At 60.1% G+C, this 18,904-nt stretch carries 23 protein-coding genes and 1 other RNA gene; 16 read left to right on the forward strand and 8 right to left on the reverse strand.

Going from position 1 to position 18,904, the window contains the following annotated elements; all coding sequences use genetic code 11:
• Positions 1-10 precede the first annotated feature (10 nt).
• Genes MOV63_RS13320 through MOV63_RS13330 form a run of 3 tightly spaced genes read left to right on the forward strand, consistent with a single transcriptional unit; the run spans position 11 to position 1,174 of the window.
• The gene (locus MOV63_RS13320) at positions 11-301 is read left to right on the forward strand and encodes a BrnT family toxin (RefSeq protein ID WP_247034154.1); all 291 of its coding nucleotides are present in this window, start codon (positions 11-13) and stop codon (positions 299-301) included.
• A complete protein-coding gene (locus MOV63_RS13325; protein ID WP_247034156.1) occupies positions 282-569 on the forward strand; it encodes a BrnA antitoxin family protein in 288 nt (95 codons plus the stop codon). The genes MOV63_RS13320 and MOV63_RS13325 overlap by 20 nt, the downstream gene beginning before the upstream one ends.
• 23 nt (positions 570-592) lie before the next feature.
• Positions 593-1,174, forward strand: a complete 582-nt coding sequence (locus MOV63_RS13330; protein WP_247034158.1) for a GNAT family N-acetyltransferase — start codon at positions 593-595, stop codon at positions 1,172-1,174.
• A 17-nt stretch (positions 1,175-1,191) separates the two neighbouring features.
• Here MOV63_RS13330 and MOV63_RS13335 read toward each other — a convergent pair whose 3' ends face one another.
• The 6 genes from MOV63_RS13335 to MOV63_RS13360 all read right to left on the reverse strand — a co-directional run bounded on the left by MOV63_RS13335 (position 1,192) and on the right by MOV63_RS13360 (position 7,561).
• Positions 1,192-2,838 carry a Do family serine endopeptidase gene (locus MOV63_RS13335; protein ID WP_247034159.1) on the reverse strand — a complete coding sequence of 549 codons (1,647 nt, stop codon included), beginning with the start codon at positions 2,836-2,838 and terminating at the stop codon, positions 1,192-1,194.
• A 222-nt stretch (positions 2,839-3,060) separates the two neighbouring features.
• A complete protein-coding gene (gene hflC / locus MOV63_RS13340) occupies positions 3,061-4,011 on the reverse strand; it encodes a protease modulator HflC (protein ID WP_038543440.1) in 951 nt (316 codons plus the stop codon).
• Complete coding sequence (gene hflK / locus MOV63_RS13345; protein ID WP_038543442.1) at positions 4,008-5,105, reverse strand: FtsH protease activity modulator HflK; 1,098 nt, start codon at positions 5,103-5,105, stop codon at positions 4,008-4,010. Before hflK ends, hflC begins: the two co-directional genes overlap by 4 nt.
• Before the next feature lie 140 nt (positions 5,106-5,245).
• The gene (locus MOV63_RS13350) at positions 5,246-5,776 is read right to left on the reverse strand and encodes a dihydrofolate reductase (protein ID WP_247034160.1); all 531 of its coding nucleotides are present in this window, start codon (positions 5,774-5,776) and stop codon (positions 5,246-5,248) included.
• Entirely contained in the window at positions 5,773-6,567 is a 795-nt protein-coding gene (locus MOV63_RS13355) for a thymidylate synthase (RefSeq protein ID WP_247034161.1), read from the reverse strand. The genes MOV63_RS13350 and MOV63_RS13355 overlap by 4 nt, the downstream gene beginning before the upstream one ends.
• A gap of 100 nt (positions 6,568-6,667) precedes the next feature.
• Positions 6,668-7,561 (reverse strand): NAD(P)-dependent oxidoreductase, encoded by an 894-nt coding sequence (locus MOV63_RS13360; RefSeq protein ID WP_247034162.1) that lies wholly within the window; start codon positions 7,559-7,561, stop codon positions 6,668-6,670.
• Positions 7,562-7,769: 208 nt separating this feature from the next.
• Here MOV63_RS13360 and MOV63_RS13365 point away from each other — a divergent pair, with 208 nt between their 5' ends.
• Positions 7,770-9,671, forward strand: a complete 1,902-nt coding sequence (locus tag MOV63_RS13365; protein ID WP_247034163.1) for a DUF4396 domain-containing protein — start codon at positions 7,770-7,772, stop codon at positions 9,669-9,671.
• Positions 9,672-9,726: 55 nt separating this feature from the next.
• Here MOV63_RS13365 and MOV63_RS13370 read toward each other — a convergent pair whose 3' ends face one another.
• Both MOV63_RS13370 and MOV63_RS13375 read right to left on the reverse strand, forming a co-directional pair.
• Positions 9,727-10,866, reverse strand: coding sequence for a HAMP domain-containing sensor histidine kinase (locus MOV63_RS13370; protein WP_247034164.1), 1,140 nt, complete (start codon positions 10,864-10,866; stop codon positions 9,727-9,729).
• 196 nt (positions 10,867-11,062) lie between these two features.
• Complete coding sequence (locus MOV63_RS13375) at positions 11,063-11,740, reverse strand: response regulator transcription factor (RefSeq protein ID WP_247034188.1); 678 nt, start codon at positions 11,738-11,740, stop codon at positions 11,063-11,065.
• A 227-nt stretch (positions 11,741-11,967) separates the two neighbouring features.
• Between MOV63_RS13375 and MOV63_RS13380 the strand changes: the two genes are divergently transcribed.
• From MOV63_RS13380 to MOV63_RS13435, 12 genes are all read left to right on the forward strand, one after another.
• Positions 11,968-12,240: a hypothetical protein gene (locus MOV63_RS13380; RefSeq protein ID WP_247034166.1), complete on the forward strand. Its 273-nt coding sequence runs from the start codon at positions 11,968-11,970 to the stop codon at positions 12,238-12,240.
• 140 nt (positions 12,241-12,380) lie between these two features.
• Positions 12,381-12,629, forward strand: a complete 249-nt coding sequence (locus MOV63_RS13385; RefSeq protein WP_247034168.1) for a hypothetical protein — start codon at positions 12,381-12,383, stop codon at positions 12,627-12,629.
• A gap of 161 nt (positions 12,630-12,790) precedes the next feature.
• Entirely contained in the window at positions 12,791-13,177 is a 387-nt protein-coding gene (locus MOV63_RS13390) for a hypothetical protein (RefSeq protein WP_247034169.1), read from the forward strand.
• Between the two features lie 88 nt (positions 13,178-13,265).
• Positions 13,266-13,484, forward strand: a complete 219-nt coding sequence (locus MOV63_RS13395; RefSeq protein ID WP_247034171.1) for a hypothetical protein — start codon at positions 13,266-13,268, stop codon at positions 13,482-13,484.
• Between the two features lie 5 nt (positions 13,485-13,489).
• The gene (locus MOV63_RS13400; RefSeq protein ID WP_247034190.1) at positions 13,490-14,950 is read left to right on the forward strand and encodes a TolC family protein; all 1,461 of its coding nucleotides are present in this window, start codon (positions 13,490-13,492) and stop codon (positions 14,948-14,950) included.
• 14 nt (positions 14,951-14,964) lie between these two features.
• Complete coding sequence (locus MOV63_RS13405) at positions 14,965-16,323, forward strand: multicopper oxidase family protein (protein WP_247034172.1); 1,359 nt, start codon at positions 14,965-14,967, stop codon at positions 16,321-16,323.
• A 31-nt stretch (positions 16,324-16,354) separates the two neighbouring features.
• Positions 16,355-16,831, forward strand: a complete 477-nt coding sequence (locus tag MOV63_RS13410; protein ID WP_038549284.1) for a plastocyanin/azurin family copper-binding protein — start codon at positions 16,355-16,357, stop codon at positions 16,829-16,831.
• 21 nt (positions 16,832-16,852) lie between these two features.
• Positions 16,853-17,137 carry a copper-binding protein gene (locus tag MOV63_RS13415; protein ID WP_247034173.1) on the forward strand — a complete coding sequence of 95 codons (285 nt, stop codon included), beginning with the start codon at positions 16,853-16,855 and terminating at the stop codon, positions 17,135-17,137.
• A gap of 200 nt (positions 17,138-17,337) precedes the next feature.
• Positions 17,338-17,718: a transfer-messenger RNA gene (ssrA, locus tag MOV63_RS13420) on the forward strand.
• A 120-nt stretch (positions 17,719-17,838) separates the two neighbouring features.
• On the forward strand, positions 17,839-18,345 hold the full coding sequence (locus MOV63_RS13425) for an SspB family protein (RefSeq protein WP_038543462.1): 507 nt from the start codon (positions 17,839-17,841) through the stop codon (positions 18,343-18,345).
• Between the two features lie 21 nt (positions 18,346-18,366).
• Positions 18,367-18,561, forward strand: coding sequence for a DUF4169 family protein (locus MOV63_RS13430; RefSeq protein WP_247034175.1), 195 nt, complete (start codon positions 18,367-18,369; stop codon positions 18,559-18,561).
• A gap of 114 nt (positions 18,562-18,675) precedes the next feature.
• Complete coding sequence (locus tag MOV63_RS13435) at positions 18,676-18,885, forward strand: ribbon-helix-helix domain-containing protein (protein WP_247034177.1); 210 nt, start codon at positions 18,676-18,678, stop codon at positions 18,883-18,885.
• Positions 18,886-18,904 lie beyond the last annotated feature (19 nt).

Below are 18,904 nucleotides of genomic sequence, written 5' to 3' on the forward strand. Positions count from 1 at the left end.
AGGGATTGTCATGCCAAGGTTCGAATGGGATCTGCAAAAGGCTCGGATCAATAAGGCCAAACACGGCGTCTCTTTCGAACTCGCGGAGCTTATCTGGGACGATCGGTTTCACATGATCATTCCTGATGCGGTTTACGATGGCGAGGAACGGTGGTTGGCAATCGGATCGGTCGGTGCTGTTACAGTGTTGGTCGCGGCTCATGTCTACCGCGACACCGATTTCGGTGAAGTCGTCCGTATCATAAGCGCCCGAAAAGCAACTGTTCACGAGAGGAGACGTTATGAGCACGAAAGGTCTTGACGATAGACGCCGCAAAGAGCTCGACGCCCTCGAAAAGCTCCCCGACGATGAAATCGACACAAGCGACATATCGGAAATCACCGATGAGCAATGGCGATTGGCTAGGCGCGGTGATCTCTATCGCCCTTTGAAGAAGTCAGTGACGATTCGCCTGGATGCCGATGTCATCGAATGGTTTAAAGAGCATGCGACAGGCAGCGGCTACCAGACCGAGATAAACAGCGTGCTTCGCCAACACGTCGCGCAGCAGGAAAAGAAGTCCGCCTGAAATTGCGCCAAGATATGTCTCCCATGATCATCCTCGAAACCGAACGCCTGCGCCTCAGGAGCTGGATCGACAGCGACCGTGATCTCTTTCGAGAGATCAATTCCGATCCGAAGGTGATGGAATTTTTTCCGTTCCGCCGCACCCATGAAGAGGCGGATGCATTTCTCGCCAGGCTCAACGACACGATCACCGAGACGGGGCTCGGTTTCTACGCGCTGGAACTGAAGGAAACACAGGAGCCCATGGGTTTCTGCGGCCTGTCCCTCGCCAACATGCCGGATATCTTTCCGCTGGAAACGGTGGAGATCGGCTGGCGGCTGGCGACCCGGTTCTGGGGCAACGGTTATGCCACGGAGGCAGCACGCGCCCTGCTCGACTTCGCTTTCGGGGAAAAGCATCTCGACGCAGTCGTCTCCTTTGCAGTCGGCGAAAACAGGCGATCGACCGCGGTGATGAAACGGCTCGGCCTGCACCGCATCACCGGCATGGATTTCGACCATCCGCGGGTGCCGGATACGCACCCGCATCTGAAACCGCATGTGGTCTATGCGGTCACGCGCGACGAATGGCAACGGCAGAAGGCGGCTGCGGAACGCACCCGCTGACCGCTCTGCTCTTGAGTTTACTCCAGCGGCAGCGCCACGAAGCGCAGGTTGCCGGAAGGATCCGAAACCATCACATGCGCGTTGCGGCGGCCTTCGGACTTCAGCACGGCGATCCGCTTGACGACGTCGGCCGGGCTTTCGACAAAATCCTGCGCCACCTCGACCACGACCTCGCCGACCTTCAGCCCCTTCTGGGCGGCGGGCGAGTTCGGCGCGACGGCCGTGATCACCACGCCCTCGACGCTTTCGACAATGCTGAAGCTCTTGCGGCGGTCCTCGTCGAGCACGGCGAGCGTCATGCCGAAGGCTGCGGCAGGGTCCCGGCTGAGCTCGCCCTTCTGGTCGCCGGGCGCATTGTTGTTGGGCGCCTTGTTCTCGCCCTGGCCTTCCGGCAGGGCCGGCTGATCGTCTTCCTCCTGCGACTCGGCACTGTCTTCGAGGCGCCCGAGCGTCACCTTGACGGTCTGCTGCTTGCCGTCGCGCAGGATCACCACGTCGACTTCCTTGCTGACTGGGCTTTCCGCCACGATGCGCGGCAGGTCGCGCATCTCGTTGACCGCCTGGCCGTCGAAGCTCAGGATCACGTCGCCGGCCTTGATCTCGCCGTTCTTGATCGGCCCGCCGCTGACGACGCCCGACACCAGCGCGCCACGTGCCCGGTCGAGACCAAGGCTTGCCGCAACGTCGTCGGTCACCGGCTGGATGCGCACGCCGAGCCAGCCGCGACGCGTCTCGCCGAATTCGGTCAGCTGGTGCACGACATTTTCGGCGAGTTCCGTCGGCACGGCGAAACCGATGCCGATCGAACCGCCGGAGGGTGAAATGATCGCCGTGTTGATACCGATCACCTCGCCGCGCATGTTGAACAGCGGGCCACCGGAATTGCCCTTGTTGATCGCCGCATCCGTCTGGATGAAGTTGTCATAGGGGCCGGCATTGATGTTGCGCCCACGCGCCGAGATGATGCCCAGTGTCACGGACCCGCCGAGGCCGAACGGGTTGCCGATCGCCATCACCCAGTCGCCGATCCTCATGCGGCGGGAATCGCCGAAACGCACTGCCTTCAGCGGTGCCTTGGGCTCGACCTTCAGCACCGAAAGGTCGGTCTTGGTGTCGGTGCCGACCAGCCTGGCCTTGAGCTTCGTGCCGTTCGGAAAAATCACCTCGATGTCGTCGGCACCTTCGATGACGTGGTTGTTGGTGACCACGTAGCCGGAAGGGTCGATCACGAAGCCGGAGCCGAGGGAAGAAACCTTCTGATTGCCGTTCTGCTTGCCCTGGCCATCGAAGAAGTCCTCGAAGAACTCCTGGAAAGGCGAGCCCTCCTGGATCTGTGGCTGTGGGCCGGCCCCCTGGTCCTTGACGCTCTGCGATGTCGAGATGTTGACGACGGCATCGAGCAGACCTTCGGCGAGATCAGCGATCGAACCCGGGCCGCCGCCTGCCATCGGCGCTGGAGCCGGCGGCGGATTGATGCTCGGCGACGGTGTCGGCGGGGCCGGCAGCATGACGCCGGGAGAACCGGCGGCCGGCGGATTTGCATTCTGCCCCGGAGCGGCAGGGACCGGCGTCTGGGCAATCGCCTGCAAGGGTGCCGCCAGGACGGCAAAAGTTGCCGCAAGCGTGACGGTGCGCTTGAAGGTCGATCGAACCGAATGGGCCATCTGGCGTCCTCGCTGTTGGATTGTCCGCATCACCCCGGAAGAGCGGTCTCGACCCGGGCAGGTTATAGGAACCTTTGAATCGGGCGGAGTTTCGGCAGAGCATAAGGCGGAATGACGACGGTGGAAATTACCTTTTCGTGAGGATTGTGTCCTCTACCCGTCACGCCTGTGGATGGTCCTGTTATGAAAGGGGCGGCATTGCGCCGCCCCAGTCCTATGGGATCAGTTCGCCGGCGCTGCGGGTGCAGCAGGCGGCGCCGGCCGCGCAGGTGCCGGCACCGGCGCAAGTGCCTGACCTGCAGACGAGTTGAAGAACCGGAAGAATTCCGAATCCGGCGACAACACAAGCGTCGTGCCGTTATCGGCAAGTGCGGCCACATAGGCGCGCATCGTGCGGTAGAACTCGAAGAAGGCCGGATCGCGCTGGAAGGCCTCGCCGAAGATCTTGTTGCGCTCGGCGTCGCCCTGACCGCGCAGGATTTCCGAATCCCGCTGCGCTTCGGAGACCAGTTCGACGACCTGACGGTCGGCAATGGCACGACGCCGCTGGCCTTGCTCGTTACCACGGGCGCGGATCAGCTCGGCCTCGGCAAGACGCTCGGCCTTCATGCGCTGGAAGGTCTGCTGAGAGACTTCCTGAGTGAGGTCGGTGCGCCGGATACGAACGTCGCGGATCGCAAGCCCCAGGGTTTCCGCCGCAGCAGTGAGGTCGGTGCGAACCTCCTGCATCATCGAAGAGCGCTCGTTGGAGAGCGCCGCATCGAAATTGCGCAGACCGTAGACACGGCGCAGCGCCGCATCGAGGCGGGTGCGAAGCCGCGATTCGGCCGAATCGCGGTCACCCGAGACCGTTTCCCGGAAGAGGCGCGGATCGGCAATCGAATAGACGACGAAAGCGTCGACTTCATAAAACGCACCACCGCGCACCTGGACGCGGATATTGTCGAGATCGAAGCGCAAAGCCCGGTCCTCGACATACTGGACACGATCGGCATCCATGAAGGCAAATGGCAGCTTGAAATAGATGCCAGGCGCGCGTTTGACGTCCTGGATCTCACCGAAGCGGACGACGACTGCCTGTTCGCGCTCGTTGACCACGAAAACCGACGAATAGATCAGCACGAGGAGAACCGCGAGGCCGATCAGGATTGCGGGGAGTCGATTGGAGTTCATCGCGTGCCCCCCTGGGTCGTCTGCGGCTTGATCATCTCGTTGAGCGGCAGATAGGGAACCACGCCGTCCTTGTTGTCCAGAATGATCTTGCGGGAATTCTTCAGGACCGTTTCCATGGTTTCGAGGAAGATCCGCCGGCGCGTCACTTCAGGCGCGTTCGCATATTCGTTGTAGATCGAAACGAAGCGCTGCGCTTCGCCCTGCGCTTCGTTGACGACCTTGTCCTTGTAGGCGGATGCCTCTTCACGGACCTGGGCTGACTGACCGCGCGCCTGGCCGAGCTTCTGGTTGGAATACTGGTTCGCTTCTTCGACGAAACGATCCTCGTCCTGTTCGGCGCGCTGTACTTCTTCGAACGCGTCGGCCACTTCACGCGGCGGAGCTGCATCCTCGATCGGCACGGCATTGATGGAAAGGCCGGAGCCGTAGGTATCCATCGTGCCCTGGATGATATTACGCACTTCGGTCGAGATGCCTTCGCGGTTGTCGCGGAAGATGTCCTGCGCCGGGCGACGGCCGACGACTTCGCGCATGGCGCTTTCGGAAACCTGCTGCAGCGTCGCGGCCGGGCCTTCGAGGTTGAAGAGATAGGCCTTCGGATCGGTGACGGTGAACAGGACCGAGAACTGCACGTTGACGATGTTCTGGTCGCCGGTCAGCATCCAGCCGGCATTGGAGCTGGAGCCCCGCGTCGCGCCGATATTCTGCTGCTGTTCGGTGACCTTGACGATCTCGACGGTTTCGAGCGGCCAGAAATGGAAATGCAGGCCCGGCATGGAGATTTCATCCTTCGGCCGCCCGAAACGCAGTTCGACGCCACGCTCGTCCGGCTGAACGGTGTAGATGGACTGAAAGGCGAGGAAGGCGAAAATGACGATGATCACGATCGTGAAGGCGCCGCCGTTGAAGCCGCCGGGCATCATGCCGCGCAGCCTGTCCTGACTGCGCCTTATGATGTCTTCGAGGTCCGGCGGCCCGCCGCTTCCCCCGCCGCCGCGCGGGCGGTTCGGTCCCTGTCCCCAGGGGCCCTGATTATTACCGCCACCGCCGCCCCAAGGGCCACCGCCGCCACCATTCTGATTGCTCCAGGGCATCAAAACCTCTTTGTTCGTATTCGCTCCCAAGCCGCGACCCTGCCGTGCGGCATCGATCTGGCTATTGCCCGTTATAGGGATGGGGAGGCCCGCTTTCAACGCAGGTTCAATAACTTCCCGTTCAACGGTAACGAAATGTTTCAGTTTGTCGCGGCTCGACGGACATAAGTGGTGAAACGGGTCGGATAGCTGTCCTTCTCGCCGGCCGGAACCGCTATCTCCTCCACCTTGTCGAAGAGATCCGGATCGATGGCCGGAAAGAGCGTATCGCCGTCGGAAATCCCGGTTTCGACATGGGTAATGCGCAGCATGTCGGCGATCCCGATCGCCTGTGCGTAAATCTCGCCACCGCCCAGCACAAAGATTTCGTCCGAGCCGGTTTCCTGCGCCCTGCGGCCGGCAATCTCGACGGCTTCGTCAAACGATGCAGCCACATCGACGCCGTCATAATGAAAATCCGGGTTGCGGGTGACGATCACATGCGGCCGACCCGGAAGCGGCCGTCCTCCGAAGGAATCGAAGGTTCGGCGCCCGACGATGACCGGCTTGCCCAAGGTCAGCGCCTTGAAGCGCTTGAGATCTGTCGAAAGCCTCCAGGGCATGTCGCCATCGCGGCCGATGACGCCGTCCTGCGAAACCGCGGCGATGATGACGAGGCGAGGCCTGCTCACACCGCCACCGCCGCCTTGATATGCGGATCGGCCTCATACCCTTCGAGCGTAAAATCCTCGAAGCGGAAGGAGAAAATGTCCTTCACTGCGGGATTGATGCGCATCGTCGGCAGCGCCTTCGGAGTGCGGGTCAGCTGCAGCTTCGCCTGCTCGAAATGATCCGAATAGATATGCGTATCGCCGAGCGTGTGGACGAAGTCGCCGGGCTTCAGGCCGGTGACCTGCGCCACCATCATCGTCAGCAGGGCGTAGGACGCGATGTTGAACGGCACGCCGAGGAAGACGTCGGCGGAACGCTGGTAGAGCTGGCAGGAGAGCTTGCCGTCCGCGACATAGAACTGGAACAGGCAGTGGCAGGCCGGCAGCGCCATGTCGTCGAGCTGGCCGACGTTCCAGGCCGATACGATATGCCGGCGCGAATTCGGATTGACCTTGAGGCCCTCGATCAGCTGCGAGATCTGGTCGACATGGCGGCCGTCGGGGGCGGGCCAGGAGCGCCACTGGTAGCCATAGACCGGCCCAAGCTCGCCCTTCTCGTCGGCCCATTCATCCCAGATCGAAACGCCGTTCTCTTTCAGGTAGGCGATATTGGTGTCGCCCTTCAGGAACCACAGGAGCTCGTGGATGATCGATCTCAAATGCAGCTTCTTGGTCGTGAGGACCGGAAAACCTTCCGTGAGGTCGAAGCGCATCTGGTAGCCGAACACCGAGCGGGTGCCCTTGCCGGTCCGGTCGCCCCGGTCGGTGCCGGTTTCCATCACATGCCGGAGAAGATCGAGATATTGTTTCATGGGGTCAGGCCGCCGATTCCATCGTCATGGAATCATATAGTAGCACAGCTCGGCCCGACCAATCTCGTTTGATGGCTTTCCCCCGTTTTAGCGGCGCTAATCAATTGGAGACGTATTTCCGCCAGTTGTGGCTTTCGGCAAAACCCAACACCTCCCGGATCTTGCGGTTGCTGATCGGCGCCTCGAATTCACCGATCTCGCCGGTGATGGGCGTTCCGGGCGCCCAACGCTCCAGGAAGGGTCCGGTCGGCTCAAGCGCCGTGATCGTGTCGTTGACCGCATTGAAGACCTGGAAGCCCAGCCCATCCTTTTCGACGCACAGATGCACGATCTGGCCGAGATCGCGGGCATCAATGTAGCTCCAGGCATTGCGCTTGCGCGACGGCGGGTCCGCCAGGAAGGCGGGGAAGCGGCTGTAGTCCTCCGGCGAGATCACGTTGCCGATCCGCAGCGCATAGATGTCTGCGCCGAAACGCATGGCGAAGGCCCGCGCCGTCTTCTCGTTGACGACCTTGGAGAGACCGTAGCTGTCCATCGGATCGACATCGTAATCCTCGGTAAGCGGAAACGAACGATAGTCCTTGTCGCCTTCGGCAAAGCAGACGCCATAGGTCGTCTCGCTGGACGCGATGATCACCTTGGAGATGCCGAGCTTCATCGCCGCCTCGATCACATTGTAGGTGGAGATCGTGTTGGCCGAAAATGTCGCGTTGTCGGGCCGCATCAGGATGCGCGGCACGGCGGCGAAATGCACAACCGCATCGACGGGCGCCGGCCCCTTGCCGCTCTCCAGCCCCTTGAAGCCAAAATGCATGGAGAGCGCATTGAAAGTCTCGCCGCCGTCCCTGAGATCGGTAATGAGAGTGTTGACGCCAGGGCAATCGAGCGGCACCAGGTCGAGGTTGAAGACCTCATGCCCTTGCCCGAGAAGATACGGCACGACATGCCGCCCGGCCTTGCCGCTGCCGCCGGTGAATACGATCCGCTTGCCCATGACCGCGCCTCCTCAAATCCCATCCGGGCCCAGCCCTGCCCTTTGCGAGCCCGACAACGCCAGTCGAAAACGACCTGTCCGGGTCGATGATGAAGCATGGCACCGCCTGCTCGTCAATGTCGAAACATGCCTGGCGGCGTTTGACCTTCCAACGCTGGAAACTTGTAGCGTCCGCTCCATCTCGTGACTTCGCGATGTGGAGGAAGCCATGTTCATCCAGCCAATCGATTACCTTCTCTTCGTCTGGTTCATCCTGGCCGGCATCAGCACGCTCTACGTTGCCTGGGACCAGTTCAGGAACAATCCCGAACCGGCGGTGATGAAATGGGGCTTCATCCTTGTCACGCTCTACCTCGGGCCGATCGGCCTGCTCCTCTACATCCTGGCGGACAAGGAACCTGTGCCCGGAACGCATGAGGAATTCATCAAGCCGCTGTGGAAGCAGGGGATCGGCTCCACGATCCACTGCGTTGCCGGTGACGCCACGGGCATCATCATCGCCGCCGCGATCACCGCACTTCTCGGCCTGCCGATGTGGATCGACATCATCATCGAATACATTGCCGGTTTCACGCTCGGCCTGTTCATCTTCCAGGCTCTGTTCATGAAGAACATGATGGGCGGCACTTACTGGCAGAATGTCCGAAACTCCTTCATGCCGGAATTCATCAGCATGAATGCGATGATGGCCGGCATGGCTCCCGTCATGGCGATCCTGATGATGGGCCGCGACATGAGGGCCATGTGGCCGGAAGAAATGCTCTTCTGGGGCGTGATGGCCCTCGGCATCGGGGTCGGTTTTGCGATCGCCTACCCGTTCAATGTCTGGCTGGTCGCCAAGGGGCTGAAGCACGGGCTGATGACGGAGAGAGGCCAAATGGCCGGCGACATGCATGGGCAGCACCGACAGGAGGGCGCACATGCCTACGGAGACGAGAACCGACAAGAGCAAGCCGGCAGTCATCAGCATCACGGGTCGGGGCAAGATCACGCAAACCGCGCATTCGCCCCTACCCGCGTCCAGATCGCTGTGATGGCCAGTTTCACGTCGATCATGCTGGTCGCCGGCTTCGCCTATCCGTTCACCAGGGTGAACATGCATCTGAGCGCCCACGACGTCGGTCGTGCGATCATGGCCCCTGGGATGATCATGACGTTCGATACGCCCGGCGACGCGATGCGCGACATGGCGGCGGTCGATCCGCGCCTCACGAGTTTTCAGGCGCGGGAGACGGCGACCGGCGGCGAAGTTCTTCAGCCGCGCATGGACGGCCACGTCAAGGTCTTCGACCTGACCGCCTCGGTGATCCGATGGTCGATCTTGCCCGGCGAAACGGTGGAGGCCTATGCCTACAACAATCAGGTTCCGGGGCCGACCTTGCGGGTCGTGCAGGGCGACAAGGTCCGGATCAACGTCACGAACCGGCTGCCCGAAAGCACCACCGTTCATTGGCATGGCCTGATCCTGCCAAACGAGATGCACGGGCCCGCCCAGATCACCCAGAAGCCGATAGAGCCGGGGCAGACCTTCACCTACGAGTACACGGTCGGGCAGTCCGGCACGTATTTCTACCACACGCACGACCATGTGGATCGGCAGCAGTCCCTTGGCCTTTACGGGGCACTGATCATCGATCCTAAGGATGCGGCCAACGAAATTCCCGCCGATCTCGAATATACGATGCAACTTCAGGAATGGGTGAAGCGGGAGTGGCTCACATATCCCGCCATGCCGATGGAAGGTGCGCTGCCCAACTTCTTCACGATCAACGGGAAATCCTATCCCGCGACGGATACGATCAAGATGAAGGTCGGGCAGAAATTGAAGGTGCGCTTCGTCGGTTCACACACGACAGCCATCCATCCGATGCACATTCACGGAGGCCCCTTCGAGGTCGCCGCGCGTGACGGCGAAACACTACCGCCGACAGCCCGTTACATGGCCGACACAGTCAACGTTGCTCCCGGACAACGGTACGACGTCATATGGACCGCCCGGCGGCCGGGCAAATGGCTCGTCCACTGCCATATCCCCCACCACACGACCAACAACAATGTCGAGGTCAACGGCGGTGGCGGCTTGATGCTGGTGATCGATGTGCAACCGTGAACGAACGCGAGGGTGACGGCCCGAAAATCGCACGCGAAGCACTGCCCCCGCAGTTTCAGAGGCAGCGAAACAGAATAACCACAGACAATCCCGGCGCATTGTCCAGCAACTCGACCTTCGCACCATGAAGCTCTGCAATCGCCTTTACGAGGCTGAGGCCAAGGCCCGATCCGACGGTGGTTCTGCTTTTTTCCAGCCGATAGAAGCGATCGAATACCCGCTCCCGCTCTTCCGCAGGAATGCCTGGGCCGTCATCGGATACGCTCAGGCAGATCGCGCCGCCACGATGCGTCAAGCCCAATGTGATGGTGGAGCCGGACGGCGTATGACGGAGCGCGTTGGCGAGCAGATTGGCCAACATTTGCCTTATCAGGTCGGGATCGGCGCGAACCTGACATTCCTCTCCGGCTTCTTGTATACGAAGCTCGTAGCCGGCCTCCGCCGCAATCACGTCGTAAATGTCGTAGATGTCGCGGACCAGCGCCGTGAGATCGATTGACTTGAAATGGGCAGTCCTGTTGCGGGCCTCAATCTGAGCAATCCTCAAAAGTGCGTCGAACGTGTTTGCTATCGCGGTCAGTTCAGCGAGAGCGGCCTCTATCGCGTTTTTGGCCTCTTCCGTCGTTTCTGTTTGCAGAGCATCGTCCAGGATCAGGAACGTGCGACCGATGGGCGTTTTCAGGTCATGAGCAACGTCCGTCGTTACCTGGTGCAAGGTGGCGACGCTCGCCTCCAGACGCTCCAGCGCAACGTTGACCTCCGACGATAACATGTCGATCTCGTCCATCCTCGACGAGACCGGCAGTCGCCTCGCAAGCTCGCCGCGTCCGATGGCATGAGCGGTTTGAGACAGCTCCGAAATCCGCCGACGGGTACGATATCTCAGCACGACGGCTCCGCCTAGTCCAACTGCGAATACGATTGCGGTGGCCCACCCGAAGCTGATCAGCACGATCCGTGCCAGTTCGTCGGTGTCGCCGTAGCTGATGCCAACTGTCAGGTCGTTCCCGTCGAGCTGGCCCCGGAACAGCTTGTAGTTGGCATCGCTTCGATGCTGATCTTTCGGCCTCAGGGTGGAGAACCCTTTCGCAACGCCTTTCAGTTCAGCGTTTCCAGCAATCAGCGCTCCGGATGAATTCCGGAGGGTGTAGATCGTCTCTTCGCCTCGGATCGCCGGACCATGGCTGTTGATCATGCTGACTGCGCCCGGGAGACCGCGAGCCTCGTAGGCTGACCCGATTTCCCTGTATCGCTCCATAACGTTTGCGTTGAGCCGGTCGTCGAGAAAGTTCAGCACCATCTGGTAGGCGATGACGTTGGCTGCGAGGTAGGAGACGACAAACAGCGATATGTAGAGGAAGGCAAGCCGGACAGCCGTGCTCTTGAAGAAGCTACCGCCGCGCATGCAGGCTGTAGCCGGTGTTGCGGACGGTGTGCAGGAGCGGGAAATCGAACGGTTTATCGATCTTCGACCGCAACCGGCTGATATGGGTTTCGACCACGGAGCTTTGTGGATCGAAATTGAAGTTCCAGATCCTCTCCAGAAGCATCGTTTTGGTGAGCACCCTTCCCTCGTTTCGCATCAGAAGCTCCAGCAGCGTGAATTCTCTCGGCAGCAGTTCAAGAAGCACTCCAGCTCGTTCGGCAGTTCGCTTGACCAGATCGAGTTCAAGATCCCCCACGCGCAACTTCGTCTTCTCCGCAGCCATTGGCGGACGTCTGAGCAACGCGTTGATCCTCGCCGTCAGCTCCGAAAAGGCGAAAGGTTTTACGAGATAATCATCGCCCCCGGCTTCGAGACCCTCGACGCGATCATCGACACCGCTCATGGCCGTGAGGAAAAGAACCGGGGTTCGGACGGAGGCTGCCCGAAGGCTCTTTACCAGCGTCAGTCCGTCTAGAGATGGAACCATCCGGTCCACGACCATCACGTCATAGGAAGCATCGAGTCCGGCCGTCAACCCATCCCTGCCATCGACAACCCAATCCACGACATGTCCAGCCGACGTAAAACCTTTGACGATATAGCTGGCTGTCTTCTCGTCATCTTCTATGAGGAGGATTTTCATGGGGCTTCCGGTTTGTAGAGCGGTATTTTGGTCGGGCGCTCTGCGATGCTCCAAGCGGCACAATTCAGGTTTTTTGTTGCGGCAGGATCTCAGCCCCGCCTAACCCGTGATAGCCGCGGCGGCAAGCTGTTCCACCTTACAAATTTGTAAACTTGGCGAAAGGCGGCCGACAAAGCCGCGATGTAGCTTCCTCACGCTGCACTAAGCAGTCGAACGAGGAAAAGATCATGAATTCCAAATTCCTAATCCTATCGGTTGCTTTCGCAGCCGTTGCAGTCCCCGCTCTGGCAAACGGCCCCCTGGCCTCCGGAGCCTCCCATGTGGATGCTATTGTTCAAGGACACGGCAAACCCGGAGAAACCGCCGTTGCCAAGTCAAATAGCAACGTCACATTCCGGGTCCTCGACAATGGCATCGTTGAGCGCACCAACAAGCAGTTCGGGACCGTCTCCGTATCCAATCCGCGTGCTGAACTGCATAAATCCCGCGACAACCGCTGACCTCGACACCGTCCGATTCGGCGCAGACGAGTTTTCAACTGCCGTCGATCGGCCATTCCCGGCTCAACATTCAAGACATCGGCAACTCGTCGACCATGGTCGCTAACTCCAGTGATCGGCAATTCTGAAGGAATATCACAATGATGAAAGCAGCTTCCGCTGCCACGCTTTTGGCCGCAATTTTCCTGAGCGCCGCCGCCCTGGCCCAGGAAGGTAATTACTACGAAGGGGCTGACCGCAACCCTCCGCTGGAAGCATCAGCAGCGCGGGACGTCAGCTACGGATATACCGGATCGATCAACAATCCGGCGCTTCGTAGCGGTTGGGACACGAGCCCGAAGACAACCAACAGCGGCGACTACTACGGTGGTTCGGACCGGCCCAATTAAAGCCACTGCAATTGGTGCCCGCTGAACTCAGATGCGGCGGGTCGCCCTTCGTGCCTTCGTTGCGTTGTTGCAATGCCACACGAACGACATGAAACAGTGGTTGAAAAAGGCGTCGATTGACAAGCTCGAAGGCACTGGCAATCCTCATAGGCATGAGTGGGATGTATCGAATCACTTCTAAAGCGATGGCACTGATATTCAGGCTGGTGATGATCTCGTCACTGGCCGGGTACAGCTTTTCTGCTGTCAACGCCGCGATGCATCCTGAGAGTTCCGCCCAAATCTCGCAGATCCAGGATGATCATTCCTCTCGCCATGACGACGACGCTGTTGCGATGGCGGATGCAGATCATCACGGCGGCCAGCAAGATCACGGCAGCCCGGAGAAGTCCAAGAACTCCTGCTGCAAGGATTATTGCGGCGTTGCGGCCATCACATGCTCCGGCTCCTCGTTGAGCCATCCGCGCGTGGTCTCCATTCGCGAGTTCATTGACGACACGGACACCGTCGGTCAAAGGCCGAGCCTTCATCGTCCACCCAATATCTGAGAACTAGCACCCGCACTGCGGGTCTTGCTGTGCCTGTGCGCAAGTCGGCGCATCGGCACAATTGCGATCTTATTCTCGGATTTTCACCATGAAACATTTGTTCCTGGTGGTTGCCTTGCCGCTGTTTGCCAGCGGATGCGCATCCACGTTGCCTGAAGTCGTCGCTTCAACAGACCACCCCGACAACCCATCCGCGCTCAGGCCGGTCCGCTATCAAAGCCCCATCGGCGGCTACACCCATCGCATGCCCGTCGATCCGAAGCCCTGGCGCGGTCTCAACGACGCCCAGGCTCCGAAGAAAGGATGAGCGCGATGATTGCACGTCACATCAAGCTCGTGTCCGCCGTCGTGCTCCCTCTCGTCGCCGCTGGTTGCGTGACGACGGACTATTCGGCCAAAGATGGCGGATTCGCCGACGCCTCATCGAAAAGCGCCGAGGCAACCGGCAAGCAAACTGTTTGGGTGCAAGACCGACAGCAGGCTCAGGCAGTCCGCGACCGCGTGAAGGCGCTGATGGCCAGGAAGACCGTCGACGTCGAGACCGCCGTTCAGGTCGCTCTCCTGAACAACAAAGGCCTTCAGGCGTCCTACGCCGATCTCGGAGATAGTGCTGCGGATGCATGGCAGACGCAGCTTTCGGTTTTGCCGACCTTCTCCGTCGGCCTGACCGGAATAGGCACTCCCGGGCTTGAGGCATATCGTGTTCTTGAAGGGGCTGTCGCAGCCAATATCCTGGCACTGGCAACCTACGACAAGAACATCAAGCTGGCCGATACACGGTTCCGCCAGGCCCAGCTCAACGCAGCCATAGCCACGATTTCTTTGGCTGCCGAAACGCGTCGCGCCTGGATCAATGCCGTAGCGGCATGGGAGAATGTCGCCTACCTCAACCAGGCGAAGGAAGCCGCCGACGCTGCGTCCGAACTCGCCAAGAAGATCGGCGAAGCCGGATCGATGCCGAAGGGGGAACAAGCGCGGGAACACGTATTTTACGCCGAGTTGACGGGAGAGGCCGCCAAGGCAAGGCTCGAAGCGAAGCTCGCCAAGGAAGAACTGATCAGGCTGATGGGCCTCTCCGGCTCCGACATCGACTTCCAAATCCCCAACCGTCTTCCAACGCTGCCGAAGACACTGGTCAAACGCGACGACATCGAAGCTGAATCGATTCACAAACGCATGGACCTGCAGGTCGCACGCCTGGAGCTTCAGGCGACCGCTCAGTCCTACAAGCTCGAAGACGTCACCCGCATCGTCACCGACATCGAACTCGTCGGCACTTACGAAAAGGAACGCGAGCGCGACGAGGGCAAGATCCTTTCGGACGTCGCAAAGACGGCTTCGCTGGAGTTCACGATCCCGATCTTCGATTCCGGCCAGGCTCGTCTGCGAAAGGGTGAGCTCGCCTACATGCGGGCGGCCAATCAGCTGGCGGAACTTGCGGTCAACGCCCGCTCGCAAGCCCGCTCCGCTTACCTCGCCTACAAGTCGAACTACGACATCACACGCCACTACCGAAACAACGTCCTGCCGTTGCGCAATGCAATCGAGCAGCAGTCCATGCTCACCTACAACGGCATGATCACCAGCACCTTCGAACTGATCGCCGACAGCCGCGACAAGATCGACTCCACCATCCTCGCCGTCAACGCCAAGCGCGACTTCTGGCTCGCCGAAGCAAGCCTTGCCCCCGTCGTCTATGGCGGCGGCACCGGTTCAGGCTCGGCGGAAACCAAGCTCGCTTCGTCTGACGAGACCAAAAGCGGCGGAAACTGAGAAAGGAAACGAGAATGTTCAGTAGAAGACAATTGCTCGGGGCAGGTGCCGCCGGTGCCGCACTCGTCTCCTCCCAGGCCTGGGCCCAGACTTCGAACATGGGTTTGCCGGAGGCGGCCGTCATGGATTCCGCCGCAACCCAGGCGCCGGTTCGCCCATCCGTCGGTCCGGATTATAACCCGGTCGTGACCCTGAACGGCTGGACCCTGCCCTTCCGGATGAACAACGGCGTCAAGGAGTTTCACCTCGTCGCGGAGCCGGTGGAACGCGAGATGGCCGAAGGCATGACCGCCTATCTGTGGGGCTACAACGGCCAGTCGCCGGGACCGACGATCGAGGCCGTCGAAGGCGATCGCGTTCGTATCTTCGTGACCAACAAGTTGCCGGAGCATACGACGGTCCACTGGCACGGCATGATCGTGCCGTCGGGGATGGACGGCGTGGGCGGTCTTTCGCAACCCCACATTCCCGTCGGCAAGACCTTCGTCTACGAGTTCGACCTCGTGAAGTCCGGCACCTTCATGTACCACCCGCATTCGGACGAGATGGTCCAGATGGCGATGGGCATGATGGGTTCCTTCGTCGTTCACCCCAAGGACCCGAAGTTCATGCCGGTGGACCGCGACTTCGTCTTCCTGCTCAGCGCCTACGACATCGATCCCGGCACCTATGTGCCGCGCGTCATGGAGATGACCGACTTCAATCTCTGGACCTGGAACAGCCGCATCTTCCCCGGCATCGATCCGCTGGTCGTCTCGAAGAACGACAAGGTCCGCGTCCGCGTCGGCAACCTGACGATGACCAACCATCCGATCCACATGCACGGCTACGACTTCGAGGTGACGTGCACGGACGGCGGCTGGGTCCGACCCGAGGCACGCTGGCCCGAGGTCAGCATCGACATTCCGGTGGGCGCCATGCGGGCCTACGAGTTCGATGCGAAATACGTCGGCGATTGGGCGATCCATTGCCACAAGTCGCACCACACGATGAACGCGATGGGACACGAAATCCCGACGTTTATCGGTGTCGACAAAAAGGAAGTCGCAAAGAAAATCCGGCAGTTCCGTCCAGAATACGTCCCCATGGGCACCGCCGGCATGGCGGATATGGGCGAAATGTCGATGGAGATACCGGAGAACACCGTTCCCATGATGACTGGCTGGGGACCTCACGGCCCCATCGAGATGGGCGGCATGTTCTCGGTGGTGAAGGTCCGCGAGGGCATCTCGGCGGGCGATTTCACCGATCCGGGTTGGTACGAAAACCCACCCGGCACACAGGCCTGGGAGTGGACGGGAAACCTCCCCGACGCGCCCAAGGCCAAAGACGCAAAGACGCAGCCGCCTTCGAAACATTCGAGCCACGGCTGATCTAAACACTCCCAAGCAAAAGGACATGACCATGAAAACTGCAATCCTCGGCCTCCTCCTGGCCACACTCGCAACCCCGGTCCTCGCGTCGGGCAGTCATGCGGGCGGCCACGGCGAGATCGCCGCCGGCGAACCTGGAGACAAGTCGAAAGTCAGCCAGACGATCCGGATCAGCATGAAGGAGACGCCCGACGGCAAGATGATCTTCACCCCGAACGACTTCAAGGTCCGCAAAGGCCAGACCGTTCGCTTCACCATCAAGAACGAAGGCGAGCTCGATCACGAATTCGTCCTCGACCAGGAAGCCAAGGTGATGGAGCACAAGGCGGTCATGGAGAAGTTCCCGGACATGGAACATGACGATCCGAACGCGATCCGCCTCAAGGCCGGCAAGTCCGGCGATATCGTCTGGAAATTCACCAACGACGGCGTCTTCAAGATCGCCTGCCTCGTTCCCGGCCACTACGACGCCGGAATGCACGGCGACGTCACGGTCGCCGACAAGTAAGCAAGAGAGAAGCAAAAACCTATGAAAACCGCTCTCAAATTTGCTGTCGTCGCAGCACTCACCCTCACATCCGCCGCCGGCGCGTTTGCTCAGGAATTCACCAAGGGCACCGTCAAGAAGCTCGATAACGGAACCAAGAAGGTCACGCTCATCCACGAAGAGCTGAAGGATCTCGGAATGCCCGCGATGACCATGGTCTTTCAGGTCGGCGACGACGCGTTGCTGACCAAGCTGAAGGAAGGCGCCAAGGTGCAGTTCGTCGCTGAACGCGTCAACGGCAAGCTGACGGTCACGCAGGTAAAGTGACCCCAAGGCCGCGCTTCCTTCTGGCAGCGCGGCCTTACCTTTCGGAAGGCCATTCGAAAACCACGGCGCCACAGTGGCGATCGATTGCGGGGTTCAATCCTGCTTGTATGACCGCAAACCGCCGCGAGGAGGCCAATTCCTCTGGGCCCGTGCGAAAATCATCGTGACGATCGGATTATCGGGGTCTTTCACGCCGGCCACCCCTTTTCACCGAGGGGCGAAGCGCCTATATGACGGTTGCCGGACTTCGGTCCGGCTATGGCAATAAACGGCCGGTGTAATAAACCTATTGGACCCGGGGGCGGTACCCGGCGCCTCCACCAAAAACCGGTCGGTCGCATGGAAAACCTTGCGGACCGGCTTTTGATGGGGGCGAAATAGGATCGACAAGGGCTTAAAGATCGAACTTTTGCTCGGCATGATACCACCGTTATCGGGTCAAAAAGTGTAGTTGCAAACGACAACAACGCTAAGGGTTATGCTCTCGCTGCCTAATGGCGGTGCGGGAAATCCGAACTAAGTCCTTAGAGGTAGCACTTTAAGGCGGGGTCCGAAGGCACCTGGCAACAGAAGCCTTCACCTTCGCTCCCCAGTCGAATACTATGGAACTGACTCGGATGCTCGTCGGGGCTTCCCCGCACCGGGCCGGCATGGCATAACGCGTCTGACTAAAAGACGAGAGAATGGAAAGACAGGACCGTATGGGGCAGGACCACATCCGTTACGATATTCTGGCGCAGGACGCTTTGCGCGGCGTCATCCGTAAGGTTTTGACCGAGGTTGCGGCCACCGGCCGTCTGCCGGGCGAACATCATTTTTTCATCACCTTCCTGACCGGCGCCCCGGGCGTGCGCATCTCGCAGCACCTCAAGGCGAAATATGCCGAACAGATGACCATTGTCGTCCAGCATCAGTTCTGGGACCTCAAGGTCTCCGAAACCCAGTTCGAAGTGGGCCTTTCCTTCTCCGACACGCCGGAACGCCTGGTCGTTCCCTTCAATGCCATTCGCGGCTTCTACGATCCGTCTGTGAATTTCGAACTCGAGTTCGAAGTGCCGCTCGCCGACGAGGATGAAAACACCACCGCTGAAATCACGGCCATCCCTGTCGAAGCCGTTTCCAAGTCCACCGATACCGAAGCCAAGCCCGGCGAAGAGAAGAAGCCTGGCTCCGTCATCTCGCTCGATTCCTTCCGCAAGAAGCAGTAAGCGCCGGGAGGCGCATCAGCCATGAGCGCCGAAATCGTCAACCTTCGCCAGTTCCGCAAAGCTAAGGAACGGCGCGAAAAGGAAAAGGAGGCGGAACAGAACCGCCTCACCTTCGGCCGTACCAAGGCCGACAAGTCCCTGACCAAGGCACGCAATGACAAGGCGGAGAAGGGGCTCGACCAGGGCCACCTGGAAAAGCCCGGCAAGGACGACTGAGTTTCCGTCCGGTGCATATTAATGATCCGCTAACCAGGCTTGCGCCGATCGGCTTGACGCCGGAAATACCACAGTCTGAATAAGCGAGCTTGTTCAGAAGGTCCGGAGAGTTTCGTGATCCGCAAACATTCCGCGACCCTTCACGGTCATCGCACCAGTTTTTCGCTCGAAGACGAATTCTGGCTCGAGCTGAAAGCGATCGCTTCCAAACGCGATATCAGTCTGGCGACCCTGATCGCCGAGATCGACGATCAAAGGGGTGCCGGCAGCAACCTCTCCTCGGCGTTACGCGTCCACGTCCTGACCTGGCTGAAGTCCTCCTAAATAGACCCGAACGCGTTGC

The organism is Neorhizobium sp. SHOUNA12A (assembly GCF_023006505.1).
Taxonomy (GTDB): Bacteria; Pseudomonadota; Alphaproteobacteria; order Rhizobiales; family Rhizobiaceae; genus Neorhizobium.

Bases quoted from the DNA above. Each gene is read 5' to 3' on its own strand.
- MOV63_RS13320 (WP_247034154.1), top strand. From the start codon at position 11: ATGCCAAGGTTCGAATGGGATCTGCAAAAGGCTCGGATCAATAAGGCC.
- MOV63_RS13325 (WP_247034156.1), top strand. From the start codon at position 282: ATGAGCACGAAAGGTCTTGACGATAGACGCCGCAAAGAGCTCGACGCC.
- MOV63_RS13330 (WP_247034158.1), top strand. From the start codon at position 593: ATGATCATCCTCGAAACCGAACGCCTGCGCCTCAGGAGCTGGATCGAC.
- MOV63_RS13335 (WP_247034159.1), bottom strand. From the start codon at position 2,838: ATGGCCCATTCGGTTCGATCGACCTTCAAGCGCACCGTCACGCTTGCG.
- hflC (WP_038543440.1), bottom strand. From the start codon at position 4,011: ATGAACTCCAATCGACTCCCCGCAATCCTGATCGGCCTCGCGGTTCTC.
- hflK (WP_038543442.1), bottom strand. From the start codon at position 5,105: ATGCCCTGGAGCAATCAGAATGGTGGCGGCGGTGGCCCTTGGGGCGGC.
- MOV63_RS13355 (WP_247034161.1), bottom strand. From the start codon at position 6,567: ATGAAACAATATCTCGATCTTCTCCGGCATGTGATGGAAACCGGCACC.
- MOV63_RS13360 (WP_247034162.1), bottom strand. From the start codon at position 7,561: ATGGGCAAGCGGATCGTATTCACCGGCGGCAGCGGCAAGGCCGGGCGG.
- MOV63_RS13365 (WP_247034163.1), top strand. From the start codon at position 7,770: ATGTTCATCCAGCCAATCGATTACCTTCTCTTCGTCTGGTTCATCCTG.
- MOV63_RS13370 (WP_247034164.1), bottom strand. From the start codon at position 10,866: ATGATCAACAGCCATGGTCCGGCGATCCGAGGCGAAGAGACGATCTAC.
- MOV63_RS13375 (WP_247034188.1), bottom strand. From the start codon at position 11,740: ATGAAAATCCTCCTCATAGAAGATGACGAGAAGACAGCCAGCTATATC.
- MOV63_RS13380 (WP_247034166.1), top strand. From the start codon at position 11,968: ATGAATTCCAAATTCCTAATCCTATCGGTTGCTTTCGCAGCCGTTGCA.
- MOV63_RS13385 (WP_247034168.1), top strand. From the start codon at position 12,381: ATGATGAAAGCAGCTTCCGCTGCCACGCTTTTGGCCGCAATTTTCCTG.
- MOV63_RS13390 (WP_247034169.1), top strand. From the start codon at position 12,791: ATGTATCGAATCACTTCTAAAGCGATGGCACTGATATTCAGGCTGGTG.
- MOV63_RS13395 (WP_247034171.1), top strand. From the start codon at position 13,266: ATGAAACATTTGTTCCTGGTGGTTGCCTTGCCGCTGTTTGCCAGCGGA.
- MOV63_RS13400 (WP_247034190.1), top strand. From the start codon at position 13,490: ATGATTGCACGTCACATCAAGCTCGTGTCCGCCGTCGTGCTCCCTCTC.
- MOV63_RS13405 (WP_247034172.1), top strand. From the start codon at position 14,965: ATGTTCAGTAGAAGACAATTGCTCGGGGCAGGTGCCGCCGGTGCCGCA.
- MOV63_RS13410 (WP_038549284.1), top strand. From the start codon at position 16,355: ATGAAAACTGCAATCCTCGGCCTCCTCCTGGCCACACTCGCAACCCCG.
- MOV63_RS13415 (WP_247034173.1), top strand. From the start codon at position 16,853: ATGAAAACCGCTCTCAAATTTGCTGTCGTCGCAGCACTCACCCTCACA.
- MOV63_RS13425 (WP_038543462.1), top strand. From the start codon at position 17,839: ATGGGGCAGGACCACATCCGTTACGATATTCTGGCGCAGGACGCTTTG.
- MOV63_RS13430 (WP_247034175.1), top strand. From the start codon at position 18,367: ATGAGCGCCGAAATCGTCAACCTTCGCCAGTTCCGCAAAGCTAAGGAA.